A 15,034-nucleotide genomic window follows, 5' to 3' on the forward strand; every position below is an offset into this window, starting at 1 on the left:
AAGATTTGTAATTTCACGAAACCAAATTAAACGCAGTTATGAAAAAAAGTCTATTTACACTATTACTATTCGTTGCTTTTCTAGGCACGTTAATCGCTCAAGAAGAAGATAAAAAATTGAGTAAAATCGCCTTCTTGATGGTAGATGGAAAAATTGAAGATGCGGCGGCTAAAGCTGAGAAATTGACAGAAGATCCAGAGTATAGAAGAAACCCAAGCACCTATCTTTATTTGGCTCAAGCATATTTTGAAATAGCTCGTAAGCCGGAATTACAAGAGGATTATCCAAATTCAATAAAAGAATCGTTGAAGGCTGCCTACAAAATGGTGAAGTATGCCAATAAAGAAGAAAACGAGAAAATTTTACAAGTAAATAATGACTTCTTAACCTTGTTAAAAGATACAGTGATAAAGATTTCAGAAATCTATTACGACAACGACAATCCACGAAAAGCGGCTTATTACATGGGTAAAATTGTAAAATTTGATCCAGACGATTATGCGGTTTGGTTGATGAAAGGTGTTTATGAAATAAAAGCTCGAAACATCGGGGAGGGTGTAAAAAGCATTAAACTAGCAATGGAAAATATTAACGGAGACTACGTACCTGATGAGATTTCAGCACAGACGCTAGTAAATGGATTAGAAGAATGGGCGACTTTAGTAAAAAATGGGGAATACAATAAATATTTCGCTGCCTACAAATTTGAAGTAAAAGAAAGCCAAGCTCCTGAAATTTTAGCTATGAGTAAAGACATGGAGAAATACTTAATCGGCGAAAAAGTAGATCCTGCATCTAGAAAGAAAGAATCTGAGGTGATTTATAAATCATTTAAAAGTGATGATACAGAAGACGAAAGTGATGATGATGAGTAACCTTCTTAAATAATAAAACTCAAAGGGACTTGTTTACAAATCCCTTTTTTTATTCCTCTATTCGCCATGAAAAAAAAATTAATAAAAACCCTCCTTTTTTTAATTGGAGTCCCTTCACTTCTATTCATTCTATTTGTCTTGAGCATTTATGCAGGTCTTTTTGGCAAAATCCCTTCCCAAGATGATTTAAGAGCATTTCAATTGGAAAATGCATCGATTATCTATTCCTCTGATGGAAAACAACTCTCTAAGATTTACACCCTTAATAGAACGGATGTCCCATTTGAGGAAATGCCTTTGCACCTGCAGCATGCCTTAATTGCCACCGAAGATGTTCGATTTTATGAACATGAAGGAATTGACACTCGGAGTATAATCCGAGTAATCATAAAAAGTATATTCCTGGGCGACAATAGTTCAGGTGGTGGGAGCACCATTAGTCAGCAGCTAGCAAAAAATATGTTTGGTCGGGAGCAATACGAGTTTGGTAGTATTGCTTTTAACAAAGTCAAGGAAATCATCCTAGCGAAGCGAATAGAAGACATCTATTCCAAAGAAGAGATCCTTGCGCTTTACCTGAATACGGTGCCTTTTGGGGAAAATTTATACGGAATCGAATCTGCTGCTCAACGTTTTTTTAATACCACGACGAAAGAATTAACCATTGCTCAATCAGCAACACTTATTGGACTTTTAAAAGCGAATTCATACTACAACCCAAGATTGCATCCTGAGCGCTCGCAAATCAGAAGAAATGTGGTTTTGGCTCAAATGGCCAAATATGAATTCATCAGTCAAGATGAGAAAACAGAAAACCAAGCTTTGCCAATTGAATTGGATTATTACGATATTAAGTCACGAGGAATCGCCAATTATTATGCTGATGTTGTCCGTAAAATAGCTGAAGAAAAAGTAACAGCATACAATCAAGCCAATCAAACTGAAATCTCATTGCAAAAAGATGGTTTGAAAGTATATACCACTTTAAACTATGAAATTCAAAAAAGCCAATACGAAGCACTAAAAGAGCACCTTTCAAAGATGCATGCTTTATTGCAGAAGCAATATTCCAAAGGTTATTATTCAAAAGAATTAGACAAGTTGGCCAACAACTTTGCCGCACAACAATCCATTTCATTAGAAAATGACACAATTAAAAAAACAGAGTTTCAGACGTGGGATGGCCCACAAGTATTTGATAAAACCATTCTAGACAGCATCAAATATGAATTGACTCAATTGCATGCTGCTATGCTTACTCTGGATGTAAAAACAGGTGCAATACTCGCTTATCAAGGAGGAATTAATCAACAGATTCATCCTTATGATCAAGTGATGGCTAAACGACAATTGGCTTCAAGCTTTAAACCTATGGTCTATTTAGCAGCGTTGGAGGAAGGTTATTCCCCATGTGATTATTTGGAAAATGATTCCATACAGCTCTCCGATTTTGAAGAGTGGAGCCCACAAAACTACGACCTTCAAACTGGCGGAAAATACAGTTTAGCAGCGGCTTTGGCATTTTCTAAAAATATACCTACAGTGAATTTATTCTTTGAAGTAGGTTATGAAAAATTAAAATCCATTTGGACAAAATTGGGTTTTCAATCGGATTTACCCGATGAACCATCGACAGCTTTAGGAGCAGCTTCAGCCAGTGTTTTTGAGTTAGCTAGAGCTTACGCTACTTTTGGAAATGGTGGTTATTCTGTCACCCCATACTACATCGACTCTATTGTTTCAGACAAGGGTAAAATCATCTATTCTCATCAAAAGGAAAAGAGCAAAAAACTACTTAACGGTGAAGCAGTCAATCTGTTGAACATCATCTTACAAAAAGCGATCAAAGAAGGAACAGGAGCTTCAATGGCTGGAACATACGGAGTTCGTATTCCGTTAGCCGGAAAGACAGGAACCTCACAGGACTTTGCTGATGCTTGGTTTACTGCATACAACCCGAAAGTCATTACGGTGGCTCGGGTGGGTGCAACACTGCCTAAAATTCACTTTTCAGGCGGAGGAAACGGTTCTGCAAGTCGCTTAGCGCTGCCATTGGTAGGATTGAGCTACAGTAAATTGCAGAAAGAGGCCACAAATAGAAAATTAATTTCGAAATCATTTCCTGAAATCACCGAAGACCAACTCGCCTTATTCGATTGCCCAGATTTCAAAGAAGACTCTCAATTTGAAGAATTCTTAGACATCTTTGGAGATAAAGAAGAAACCTTGGACGAAAGACTCGAACGTTCTGAAAAAAGAAAAAATCGAAAAACCTTTTTTAATAAGCTATTCGGAAATTAAACATAACGCAGGTGCTTTACTGACTCTCCGGAATCTCTCAGTTCAATCAACGCGTCAATGCCTATCTGCAAATGGGCGTTCACAAAGTTTGAGGTCACTTTCTTATCACTATCAGAAGTCTTAACACCTTCTGCAATCATTGGGTTGTCAGACACTAATAACAAAGCTCCATGAGGAATTTCATTGACAAAAGCGACTGTAAAAATAGTAGCTGTTTCCATGTCAATTCCCATTGCTCTGATTTCTCTTAAATAGTTCTTAAAGTCCTCATCGTGTTCCCAAACTCTTCGATTCGTGGTATAAACAGTACCAGTCCAATAATCCAACTGGTGTTTTTTAATCATAGATGAAACAGAACGCTGCAGGCGAAATGATGGCAAAGCTGGTACCTCTGGTGGCATGTAGTCATCACTCGTTCCTTCTCCCCTTATTGCGGCAATCGGTAAAATCATATCACCGATTTGAGTTTTCTTTTTCAATCCACCGCATTTCCCAAGAAACAATACTGCTTTTGGCATAATCGCCGACAATAAATCCATTACTGTGGCTGCCATTGGGCTTCCCATACCAAAATTTATAATGGTAATGTTATTGGCTGTAGCCGTTTGCATGGGTTTATCCATCCCGATAATCGGAACATCAAACTCCTCAGCAAACATATTGACATAATTCCCAAAATTGGTCAACAATATATATTCTCCAAAACTTTCAATTGGCGTTCCAGTGTACCTCGGTAGCCAGTTTTTTACTATTTCTTCTTTCGTTTTCATATCATTTTACGCTTTATCAATAATACACATTTTTAACTTCCATCCCACTATTTACAATGACTTTAGCAAAAAATAAAAACCGTAAAATTAAAAGAGAATCTTATTCTGTTTAGTAATTAACACTTTTTAATAAACAAAACTATATGATTAGTGTTTCTAATTCTACAAACACATAAAAACATTAACTATGAAAAATTTAAACAAGGCGGTTATGGCCGCACTAATTTTAAGTACATCCTTAATTGCATGTGATAAAGATGACGATGATGAATTGACACCTACACCAACACCAACAGTTCAGAATATTGCAGAGATTGCTTCTGCTGACAGTCGGACTGACAGTTTAGTTGTTGCACTATCTGCAGCTGATTTAGTTGCAACATTCCAAGGTAGTGGAACATTTACTGTTTTTGCGCCTACCAACGAAGCGTTTAGAAATTTATTAGCTACTAACGCTGCATGGGATAGAGTATCGGATATTGATAAAGCAACATTAACCAGTGTATTAACTTATCACGTTTTAGGTAGTGTTGTAAAATCGTCAGACCTTTCTAACGACATGTATGCAACAACCATCAATACAGCTGGCCCTGCAGGAGTAAATACTTCTTTGTTCATTGAAACAGACAATGGAGTGATGATTAACAATTTTGCAATGGTAAGTCAAGCTGATATTATGGCATCAAATGGAGTAATTCATGTAATCGATAAAGTATTGTTGCCTCCTAATGTTGTTGACATCGCTTTAGCAGATGATCGTTTTTCAAGCCTTGTAGCCGCCTTAACAGCATATAACTTTTCTTATACAACTGTTTTAGCCGGTTCAGGTCCATTCACCATTTTTGCTCCTACTAATGCTGCATTTACTGCATTATTGAATTCAAATTCCTCTTGGAATACCTTGAGTGATATTCCTGAGGCTACTTTACAAGCGGTTTTGGAATATCATGTTGTATCAGGAGCTAATGTACAGGCAGCTCAGCTAAGTCAAGGACAGGTTGTTTCTACTTTGGGTGGATCTGATTTAACAGTAGATCTATCTAGTGGAGCACAATTACAAACAGAAGAACCAAGTCAAGGAAATGTGAATATAATTATTACTGATGTACAAGGTACAAACGGTGTTGTGCATGCAGTAGACCAAGTTTTATTACCCCAACTGTAGTTGGTTAGTTTTAGGTTTGGGGGTCTTCTGAAAGGAAGGCCCTTTTTTTTGCTTTTATCCAAACAGAAACTGCTTTCTTTGTAGCATGATTCGTGAAGAGATCACTTTTAAGAACATTAATAAAATTGCGATTCCTGCTTTATTGGCTAGTATTGCAGAACCATTGCTCTCCTCTACCGATGCTGCCGTTGTCGGAAATTTAGATCTCAATGCAACAGAGGCATTGGCTGCTGTTGGAATAGTTGGAGCATTTCTTTCGATGTTAATTTGGATCTTGGGACAAACGAGAAGTTCTATTTCTGCGCTCATCTCACAACACCTTGGCGCTAATAAATTATTGGACATCCAATCATTGCCTGCTCAAGCGATATTCTTTAATTTGATTTTATCGGTCATTGTTTTGGTCGCAACATCCATTTTTATTGAACCCATTTTTCGTTTATTAAATGCGGATGGGCAGGTTTTAGACTACTGCATTCAATATTATAAAATAAGGGTTTGGGGATTTCCATTGACGTTGTTCACGTTTGCCATTTTTGGAATCTTTAGAGGGTTGCAAAACACGACCTGGCCCATGGTAATTGCAATCGTAGGCGCTTTCACCAATATAGGCTTGGACTTTTTACTCGTTTATGGTTGGGAAGGATACATTGCACCGATGCATATCGAAGGAGCGGCCTATGCAAGTTTAATCGCCCAATTTATAATGGCCATTCTTGCTTATGTTCTATTACGTCAAAAAACATCCATTTCACTAAAGCTGTCTTTTCCCATTCATCCTGAGATAAAAACCTTAGCGATAATGACACTCAACTTATTTGTGCGAACGTTGGCTTTAAACATCGCATTCATTCTAGCGGTTAGGGTGGCTACCGATTTAGGGAAAGTGGTGATTGCAGCCCATACCATTGCCATTAATATTTGGCTGTTTTCTGCCTTCTTTTTGGACGGATATGCTTCTGCAGGAAATATTTTAGGAGGCAAACTGTATGGGGCAAACGACATATGCTCACTGCGTATTTTAACCAAACGCTGCGTCAATTATGGCTTAATGATGGCCTGTTTGCTATTGGTAATAGGTATGATATTCTATAGCAGTTTTGGCACCATTTTTAGCAAAGAACCTGAAGTACTGGAGCTATTCAATCAATTCTTTTTTATAGTGTTAATTAGCTTACCTATCAACGGAGTGGCCTTTATTTATGACGGAATTTTTAAAGGCTTGGGCAAAATGAAGTATTTACGTAACGTGTTACTGGTTTCCACTTTCGTGGGATTTGTTCCTGCACTTTACATTACGCAATATTTTGATTTGGGCATATTTGGAATCTGGATTGCCTTTCTGGTTTGGATGATTTTTAGAGCAGTCGCACTGGTTTGGAAATTCAATGCTGATTTTGGGAAATCAACTACTTAGCAACCCCTTGATTTTACTAGAATAAATTAATTGTTAGACTAAATCTCTTAAAATAATTCTGTTAACTTCAAAATGGCGTTTCTTTTTTAGTTAATTTAGGTCGCTAACTACCAACGCCCTAAACCTATGAAAAGAATTCTACTTATTATACCTCATAGATATTTCTACTGACAATGGTGTTGTGACGAAGCGATTGATTAAGGAGTAATACATTTTATACTATTACCCTAAAAACAATGAATAAATTGAATTAAAACAGTGATATTTGTGTTTATCCAATTAAAACTTGAAGAATTATGAAAAGATTATTAATCATGCTAACTTTTATGTTTGCGTTGAATACTGCTCAAAGTCAATCGAAAGATAAAATAGAAACAGCAACTATTAGTACGGAAATTTTCTGTGACCACTGCGATAAATGCGGTTCTTGTGGGGGAAACATCTACAATAAGATTAAAGCAAACAAAGGAATTAAGTCAGTGGATATTGACAGTAAAACCAATTCAATTATTGTAAAATACAATACTGAACAAGTCACAATAGCAGAAATTGAAAAAGCAATTTCTGACGCAGGATATAAAGCAAATGATCTACAGGCAAATGTTGAAGGCTATGAAAAATTAGACAATTGTTGTAAGAAAAAGGCACCAACTCAATAACAACCAGAAAAGCGAAGTGATAATCACTTCGCTTTTTTTATGCCTTTCTATATTCGATTTTTATTTTACAGTATTCAAATCGCTATATCATTTCTAAAATTGAGCTCTTTTATTTTCTAAATAAGCTAACTCCTGATTCTCATAAATTCCACAACTTGTTGATTTTTTGACACAGCAATATCCAATAGACAGTAAATTAAAAAATCATCTAATTTTCTATCATTAAAACTGTTATGAAATAACCAACTGATTAGAAGACAAGAACTAAATAATTCGATAAGTTATATTGATACCTTGAAAAGGGAATCAAAAAAACAAGCTCCTGCATCATGTTTGTACCAACTTGATTAAATAAATCGATTTAATTAAACAAACAGTATGAAAGTATTAGTAATTGGTGCAGGAAATATGGGGTTAGCATATGCTAAAGCCCTTGTAAAGTCAGAGTATTTGAGTAAATCCAACTTGATGATTTCCGATACCAATCCAGAGACAACAGAAAAACTTAAGAAAATCAGTCGATTTGATGTTTACACCAACCTCAAAGATTGTTTACCGAAAGCAGACATCGTTTTTATTGCTGTGAAGCCTTTTCACACAGATGAACTTTTCAAGGAATTGAAGCCGATGACAAAAAAAGATCAAGTGATTGTTTCCTTGATGGCTGGTGTTACTATAAAAAGCATTCAAGACGGTTTGGGAATCGTAAAAGTAGTTCGAGCCATGCCTAATTTACCCGCACAAGTGGGAAAGGGACTGACTTCCTACACGACCTCCAAAGAAGTTTCCCGATTGGAAACTTCAACTGTAGAACAATTATTAAATACCACTGGAAAGTCTGTTCATTTAGATACTGAAAATGACATTGATGCTTCTACTGGAATTTCGGGAAGTGGTCCTGCCTATGTTTTTTACTTCATGCAATCCATGATGGAAGCAGCTAAAAAGATGGGCTTTTCAGATCATGATTCCAAAGTATTGGTGAGTCAAACCTTCGAAGGTGCAGTGGAACTATTTAACCAATCCGATTTGTCACCTAATTCGTGGATGAACAAAGTGGCCTCAAAAGGTGGAACGACCAGAGCGGCACTAGATTCCATGGACGACAACAATGTTAAAGAATTAATTGAAGAAGCTGCTTATGCGGCTTTTAACAGAGCAGTTGAACTAGGAAAAGAAGGAAATAAATAGTTATGCAGTACAAGAAAAGAGTTGTAATTAAAGTAGGAACCAATGTAATGGTCAATAAAGATAACCGCATTGTGGTTCCTATCTTGAAAAAATTAGTCGATCAAATTGCTCGATTGTATGAAGAGGATATTATCACGGTTTTAATTTCTTCCGGTTCTGTCATAGCTGGGAAAGAGGTTTTAGACCATAATGATATAGAAGACGAAACCATTCGACGACAAGTCTATTCAGCAGTAGGTCAACCAAGAATGATGCGTCATTATTACAGTATTTTCCATGATTATGGAATGCGCTGCGCTCAGGTTTTGGCCACCAAACGTGATTTTGACGAAGGAAAACACCGACTTAACATGATCAATTGCTATGAGGGTTTATTGAGTCAGGGCATTGTGCCAATCGCCAATGAAGACGACGCGGTGTCACTTTCTATGTCGATGTTTACCGACAATGATGAATTGGCCAGCCTAGTCGCTGAATTAATCCATGCAGACATGCTGATTTTATTAACAGATACAGATGGGTTATTTGACGGCCATCCCGATGATGATGATTCTCGATTAATTAAATCAGTAACCACCGATCAAAACGTAGAACAGTTTATTCAAACTTCTCGAAAAAAAGAAGGAGAAGGTCGTGGAGGCATGGGTTCTAAATTAAGTGTAGCAAAGAAAACAGCTGCAAAAAACATCCCAACCTACATTGCCAATGGCAAACAAGACGATAGCATCATTGATATCGTACACGGAAAAGATGTTGGAACGAGAATTTTCAATGATGATTCTGATTCAGAAGTATAATGATAAATCAAAAATGAAAGCACATGAAACTATTAACGACCAATAAAAAAGACGAAGTACTACAATCAATGATTGATGAATTGGATAAAAACAGAGCATCAATTATTGAAGCCAATCAAAAAGATTTAAACGCTTTTAAAGGAGAAGACCAAGCCTTATACGATCGACTAGTGGTGAATGAAGCCAAAGTTGATGATATGATTCGAGCTGTAATTGAGGTGAAATCACAAGCGGATCCTGTTGGCAACATAATCAGTGAAGATACCTTGGCGAATGGGTTAAACATCACCAACAAAACAGCTCCTTTTGGCACCATCATGATCATTTATGAATCTCGTCCTGATGTGACCATAGAAGCGGCAGTATTGGCTTTTAAAGCCAACAATAAGATCCTTTTAAAAGGTGGAAAAGAAGCCCACAATAGTAATGAGGCACTTGTCAAATGTTGGCACAATGCATTGGAAGCAAATGGCCTAAATAAAGACTGGATTCAATATTTGAAAATGGATAGGGAAGCGACTCAAGCCTTCTTAAGAAATCCAGATCAACCATTGGATTTGATTGTTCCAAGAGGTGGAGAACGACTGATTAATTTTGTAAAAGAACACGCCAAGTGCGCAGTGTTAGTCAGTGGTAGAGGAAATAACTTTGCTTATGTAGCACCTGATGCCGATACCGAAAAAGTAATTCCAGTCATTGTAAATGCAAAAACGGATAAGATTTCTGGCTGCAATGCGTTGGATAAAATCTTAATCGATAGCAATCATCCTCATTTTAATGATATTGCACGTAAAATTGAGTCTGAATTGACTAAACACGATATTCAAATCGTTGCGACAAATGATTTATTGGATGTTCTAGAAACGACAACCGGAATCACTGATACTGGAGTATGGAGAGAAGAATTTTTAGCAAAGAAAGCAGCCATGGGAACTGTGGACGGATTGGAGAATGCAATTGATTTTATCAATACCTTTTCTGGAGGACACTCCAATATCATTCTGACAGAAAACACAAATGATGCCGCTACTTTTATGGAACAAGTAGATAGTGCAGCAGTGTATCACAATGCCTCTACCCGTTTTACGGATGGCGGTCAAATGGGAGTTGGTGCTGAACTGGCTATCAGTACTGATAAATTGCACCACCGAGGCCCATTGGGATTAAAACAATTGGTGACCAACAAATATCACGTCCAAGGAAACGGACAAATAAGAGTTTAAGCATCTAATTTAAAAGAGCATCAAGCGATTTCGCTTGATGCTCTTTTTTTTGCCCTTTTTATTCTAGAAATGGTGTTATTTCTTCGATTCAGATTTCTTAATCAATGACTGTAAGTCAGCGACCTGATCGGTTTCATCTAAGATTTCATACCCAAGAATGGTCTCCAATACATCTTCCAATGTAACTAAACCTGTCACACTGCTGTATTGGTCTTGAACGACATAAAGGTGTTCTTTGTTCTTTTGGCCGTCCTTGAAAAATTCTCCCAACAACTCTTTCTCGTTGATTGTCTTAACAGGTCTTTTTAGTTCACTCACCTTCATTTGGCGATTGCCTTCTATGATTTCATTCAATAAATCACTTTTAAGAACAATCCCGATGACCACCTCTTTCTCATCATCGAAAACAGGAATTCGAGAAAATTGCTGAAACCGCTCAGAAGCATAAACTTCTTCAATGGAGTCAGAGGCCAAGGCAGAAAACATAGCTCTTCGTGGCGTCATGATATCTTCTATACTTTTATTTGGAAGGTTCAACACATTTCGAATTAACAAACTCTCAGAATGATTGATGTGACCATCCTCGGAGACAGCCCTCGTCATTGCAGCCAAATCTGATCGACTCAAGACACTCTTGTTCTTTTCGTTTTTCAACCCCCGAGTAATTCGTTGACTTAACCAAACCAATGGCGTCAATAGTTTAATCATAACTTTTAGGGTACTGACTGTTGCAGGAGCCAGTTTTTGCCAATTATTTGCGCCCAAGGTTTTTGGGATAATTTCACTTAAAATCAAAATCCCCAAGGTCATCAATGTTGCAATAATCGATTCTGCTGAAAGTGTAAATAGATGAAAGTCTACTGCAGTTTCTCCAAATACATTGCTAGCTTGCACACCCACACCGATGGCACCAACCGTATGTGCAATAGTATTTAAAGTTAAAATGGCCGATAAGGGACGATCGATATCTTCCTTGAAGAAATTGAGGTCTTTAAATAATTGGAGGTTTTCTTTCTCTTGTTTTCTGATAAAGGATGGTGTAATACTCAGTAGAACAGCTTCCAATATGCTGCATAAAAAGGAAATACTTATGCTCAACAAAAAGAAAACAATCAATAACGCCATAAATAATAATTTAGATTTTAAAGGTAACGAAGTTGACCCACTTCACTAAAATAGCCTTGAAGAAAATCAGTTCAGCAATTCTATTTTTCTTGATTCATCATCTCTGTTTGTTGCCTGATTGATTCATCATGAATCACATTAAACAATCCATTGATAAATTCTTGTGTTAAGCCCATTGGATTGCCCATCGCATTGGTTCGATGCAATATGGCTTTCCATCGTTCCAACTGAAAAACAGTGACTTTATTTTCCTTTTTGTAGGTTCCGATACTTTTTACCAATTCCATTCGATTGGCCATTAATTCTATCAGCTGATCGTCTAACTTATCAATGTCGCACCTCAATTCTTCCAGTTTATTGGTAAAATTGATGTTGTCGATTGAGTCAACTGGGTGAGTTAAATTTGAAATTATTTCTTTGAGTAAGGCAGGTGTTACTTGCTGTTTGGCATCACTTAAAGCTTGTTCTGGATGAATGTGTGTTTCTATCATCAATCCATCCATATTCAGGTCCAATGATTTTTGTGCAACCGATGGAATTAATCTAGGTATTCCTGAAATGTGACTTGCATCACAAACGATTGGTAGATTGCTAAACATTCTTTTTAGCTCTAAAGCGATTTGCCATTTTGGAGAATTCCGATAAATCGAATTGTTCCCATCGTGAAAACCTCGGTGAATAGCCCCTAGTTTTGTAATCCCAACTTGATTGATTCGCTCCAAAGCGCCAACCCACAATGACAAATCGGCGTGAATGGGATTCTTGACAAATACTGGAACATTCACTCCCCTTAAGGCTTCCGCTATTTCTTGTACCGAAAATGGATTCACGGTAGTTCTTGCGCCAATCCACAAAATATCGACTCCTGCTTCTAGTGCTAATTCTACATGCTTTGCATTGGCGACTTCTGTGGCGGTTTGATAACCATATTGATCTTTTACAGCTTTCAGCCATTGCAACCCAACAGATCCGATACCTTCGAAGGTATTGGGTCGTGTACGCGGTTTCCAGATGCCTGCTCTGAAAATACTTTCACTTGAAAATTGAGATAACTCTTTAGCCGTCGCAAGCATTTGTGCCAATGATTCCGCACTACAAGGTCCAAAAAAATTAAACGGCTGTTGCTTTAGCCACTCTTTATCTATTACTAAGCTGGAGTTTTCTGACATCATTCTATTAAGTGTTCAACTATTCATTGAATTAAATTCAACTGCTAACAAAGGTAAAACCTATATTGGGATTGATTTGTTTTAACTGATTATTTATTCCAAAGATTTCAAACAAAACATTTTTATTCTTCATGAATTTTATTGGCTGTCCATTTAAATTAGTCCATTTAAACTATCCTAAAATAGCTATTTTTAGGTTTTAATTTTATCTGTTAAATTCACTCATGTCTACTCTTCACCAAACAGCCATTGAATCTGCCCAAGAAAGAATTCATCCTTTTATCCATCAAACGCCCATATTGAGTTCTGAAAGCATCAATCAACTTGCCGGTGCTACACTACTTTTTAAGTGTGAGAATTTTCAAAAGATTGGCGCCTTTAAAATTCGTGGAGCTGCGAATGCCATTCTTCAGCTGAAAGGTGATGCATCAATCAAAGGAATTACGACCCACTCTAGCGGAAACCATGCACAAGCTGTTGCTTTGGCAGCTAAAAAGGCAGGCTTTAAAGCCAAAATAGTGATGCCGAGTAATGCGCCAAAAGTGAAAGTGGCAGCCGTAAAAGGCTACGGAGCAGAAGTGGTATTGTGCGAGCCCACCTTGCAAGCGCGGGAAGATGGAGTAGAGAAAATCATCAAGGAAGATGGTTTTGCATTTGTGCATCCATACGACAATTGGGAAGTAATTTATGGACAAGCGACCTGTGCAAAAGAAATTTATCAAACGGAAAAAAACATTGATTATATCTTGGTTCCCATTGGTGGTGGTGGATTGATGGCAGGAAGTATTTTAAGTACCTTGGCTTTCTCTCCTTCTAGTAAAGTGATTGGTTGCGAGCCCAAAGGAGCTGATGATGCCTACCAATCTTGGAAAAGTGGAAAACACATTCCACAAACAAATCCACAAACGATTGCCGATGGATTAAAGACGTCGGTTGGAACAATCAACTTCCCCATCATTATGGAAAATGTGACGGATATTTTTACGGTGACCGATGAGGAAACTATTGCTGCAATGCGAATTATCTATGAGCGATTGAAAATTGTTATCGAACCTTCATGTGCTGTTCCGCTTGCAGTGGTGTTGGCCAACAAGGATTATTTTAAAGGCAAGCGACTGGCTTTAATTCTAACCGGCGGCAATGTAGATTTGGCTGAATTGCCGTTTTGAGTGGCTAATACTTTCCACTAATATTATTTAATTACTTCTGATAAAATACTTAATCGGAATCTTGAAAGTAATAGTCATGACCAAAAATTTTAGGTCACTCTTTAACCTGTTATTGTAAAGACTTTTGTTGCTTCAAAATTGCCCCCTATTCATATTTATTAACCATAAGAATCAATCATTTTTTTTGGGAGGATAAGTAAATATTATTTTTTTTAGAGTAAATAAATCCACTTCCCCAGTCTTAAAAAATCCAAATTTTGGCTTTCCTTTTTGTGATCTCACTCGTCCCTTTTTCTCAGTAATCCTAACTTTACAGAACAATCGACAGAATAGATTTGTCTGATTTAGTTGAATAGAAATTCTATAAAAAAAACATCGAAATGAATAAATTGAAAGGGAAAAAAGCCATCATTACAGGTGGTGGTAGAGGATTAGGAAAAGCAACAGCAATTGCATTTGCAAAAGAAGGAATTGACGTAGCTATCACTGGCAGAAATGAAGCGGTAATGAAAGAAACGGTTGCTGAATTAGAAACGCTCGGAGTAAAAGCATTTTACACTGTATTTGATGTCACCAATTTCGAGGCAGTAAAAAGTGGCATCAAAAGTACCATCAGTAATTTAGGTGGTGTTGACATATTGGTAAACAATGCAGGAATCGCTGCTTTTGGCACGTTTAACGATATGCAAGTGGATCAATGGAGCAACATTATCCAAACAAACCTGATGGGCATGTATTATGTGACCAAGGAAGTTTTACCACATTTGATCCAACAAAACGAAGGGGAAATTATCAATGTAGCCTCTACAGCTGGATTAACTGGGAATGCCAATACTTCAGCGTATTCTGCATCCAAGTTCGCAGTAATTGGAATGTCTCAATCGTTGATGAAAGAAGTGCGAAAGAACAATATTCGAGTGTGTACTTTAACACCAAGCACCATTGCTTCAGACATGTCTATTGAATTGGGAATTGCCACTAAAGATTCTCAAGATAGCGTATTACAACCAGAAGATTTTGCAGAATTAGTAGTAGCCGGATTGAAACTCAATAAAAGAGCGATGCTTGCAAATGCTTCACTTTGGTCGACTAATCCGTAAAACAATCCATTAAATTTTAGAATACAACCCCTCGTGGAATCGTTGCGAGCAATGGATTTACGAGGGGTTTTTA

At 37.2% G+C, this 15,034-nt stretch carries 13 protein-coding genes; 10 read left to right on the plus strand and 3 right to left on the minus strand.

Annotation, left to right across the window (positions count from 1 at the left end; translation table 11 throughout):
- Nucleotides 1–38: 38 nt before the first annotated feature.
- A complete protein-coding gene (locus ACTB0X_RS17450) occupies nt 39–875 on the plus strand; it encodes a hypothetical protein (RefSeq protein WP_463026337.1) in 837 nt (278 codons plus the stop codon).
- Between the two features lie 66 nt (nt 876–941).
- Nucleotides 942–3,176: a transglycosylase domain-containing protein gene (locus ACTB0X_RS17455; RefSeq protein WP_463026338.1), complete on the plus strand. Its 2,235-nt coding sequence runs from the start codon at nt 942–944 to the stop codon at nt 3,174–3,176.
- Here ACTB0X_RS17455 and ACTB0X_RS17460 read toward each other — a convergent pair.
- On the minus strand, nt 3,173–3,946 hold the full coding sequence (locus ACTB0X_RS17460; protein WP_463026339.1) for an AMP nucleosidase: 774 nt from the start codon (nt 3,944–3,946) through the stop codon (nt 3,173–3,175). The genes ACTB0X_RS17455 and ACTB0X_RS17460 overlap by 4 nt on opposite strands.
- Nucleotides 3,947–4,133: 187 nt before the next feature.
- On the opposite strand from ACTB0X_RS17460, the gene ACTB0X_RS17465 reads away from it, so the two are divergent.
- From ACTB0X_RS17465 to ACTB0X_RS17490, 6 genes are all read left to right on the plus strand, one after another.
- Nucleotides 4,134–5,111: a fasciclin domain-containing protein gene (locus tag ACTB0X_RS17465; RefSeq protein ID WP_463026340.1), complete on the plus strand. Its 978-nt coding sequence runs from the start codon at nt 4,134–4,136 to the stop codon at nt 5,109–5,111.
- Between the two features lie 85 nt (nt 5,112–5,196).
- A complete protein-coding gene (locus ACTB0X_RS17470) occupies nt 5,197–6,528 on the plus strand; it encodes an MATE family efflux transporter (protein ID WP_463026342.1) in 1,332 nt (443 codons plus the stop codon).
- 296 nt (nt 6,529–6,824) lie between these two features.
- On the plus strand, nt 6,825–7,187 hold the full coding sequence (locus ACTB0X_RS17475; protein ID WP_463026343.1) for a heavy-metal-associated domain-containing protein: 363 nt from the start codon (nt 6,825–6,827) through the stop codon (nt 7,185–7,187).
- A 378-nt stretch (nt 7,188–7,565) separates the two neighbouring features.
- Nucleotides 7,566–8,378 (plus strand): pyrroline-5-carboxylate reductase, encoded by an 813-nt coding sequence (gene proC, locus ACTB0X_RS17480; protein WP_463026344.1) that lies wholly within the window; start codon nt 7,566–7,568, stop codon nt 8,376–8,378.
- Between the two features lie 2 nt (nt 8,379–8,380).
- Complete coding sequence (gene proB, locus ACTB0X_RS17485) at nt 8,381–9,175, plus strand: glutamate 5-kinase (RefSeq protein WP_463026346.1); 795 nt, start codon at nt 8,381–8,383, stop codon at nt 9,173–9,175.
- 23 nt (nt 9,176–9,198) lie between these two features.
- Nucleotides 9,199–10,398 carry a glutamate-5-semialdehyde dehydrogenase gene (locus tag ACTB0X_RS17490; protein ID WP_463026347.1) on the plus strand — a complete coding sequence of 400 codons (1,200 nt, stop codon included), beginning with the start codon at nt 9,199–9,201 and terminating at the stop codon, nt 10,396–10,398.
- Nucleotides 10,399–10,473: 75 nt separating this feature from the next.
- Here the strand turns inward: ACTB0X_RS17490 and ACTB0X_RS17495 are convergent, their stop codons facing one another.
- On the minus strand, nt 10,474–11,523 hold the full coding sequence (locus ACTB0X_RS17495; protein ID WP_463026348.1) for a CNNM domain-containing protein: 1,050 nt from the start codon (nt 11,521–11,523) through the stop codon (nt 10,474–10,476).
- A gap of 80 nt (nt 11,524–11,603) precedes the next feature.
- Nucleotides 11,604–12,695 carry a chorismate mutase gene (locus ACTB0X_RS17500; protein ID WP_463026350.1) on the minus strand — a complete coding sequence of 364 codons (1,092 nt, stop codon included), beginning with the start codon at nt 12,693–12,695 and terminating at the stop codon, nt 11,604–11,606.
- Nucleotides 12,696–12,916: 221 nt separating this feature from the next.
- On the opposite strand from ACTB0X_RS17500, the gene ACTB0X_RS17505 reads away from it, so the two are divergent.
- Together ACTB0X_RS17505 and ACTB0X_RS17510 are read left to right on the plus strand one after the other, a co-directional pair.
- Complete coding sequence (locus ACTB0X_RS17505; RefSeq protein ID WP_463026351.1) at nt 12,917–13,861, plus strand: threonine ammonia-lyase; 945 nt, start codon at nt 12,917–12,919, stop codon at nt 13,859–13,861.
- A gap of 380 nt (nt 13,862–14,241) precedes the next feature.
- On the plus strand, nt 14,242–14,961 hold the full coding sequence (locus ACTB0X_RS17510) for a 3-ketoacyl-ACP reductase (protein WP_463026352.1): 720 nt from the start codon (nt 14,242–14,244) through the stop codon (nt 14,959–14,961).
- Nucleotides 14,962–15,034 lie beyond the last annotated feature (73 nt).

The organism is Acidiluteibacter sp. (genome assembly GCF_055129545.1).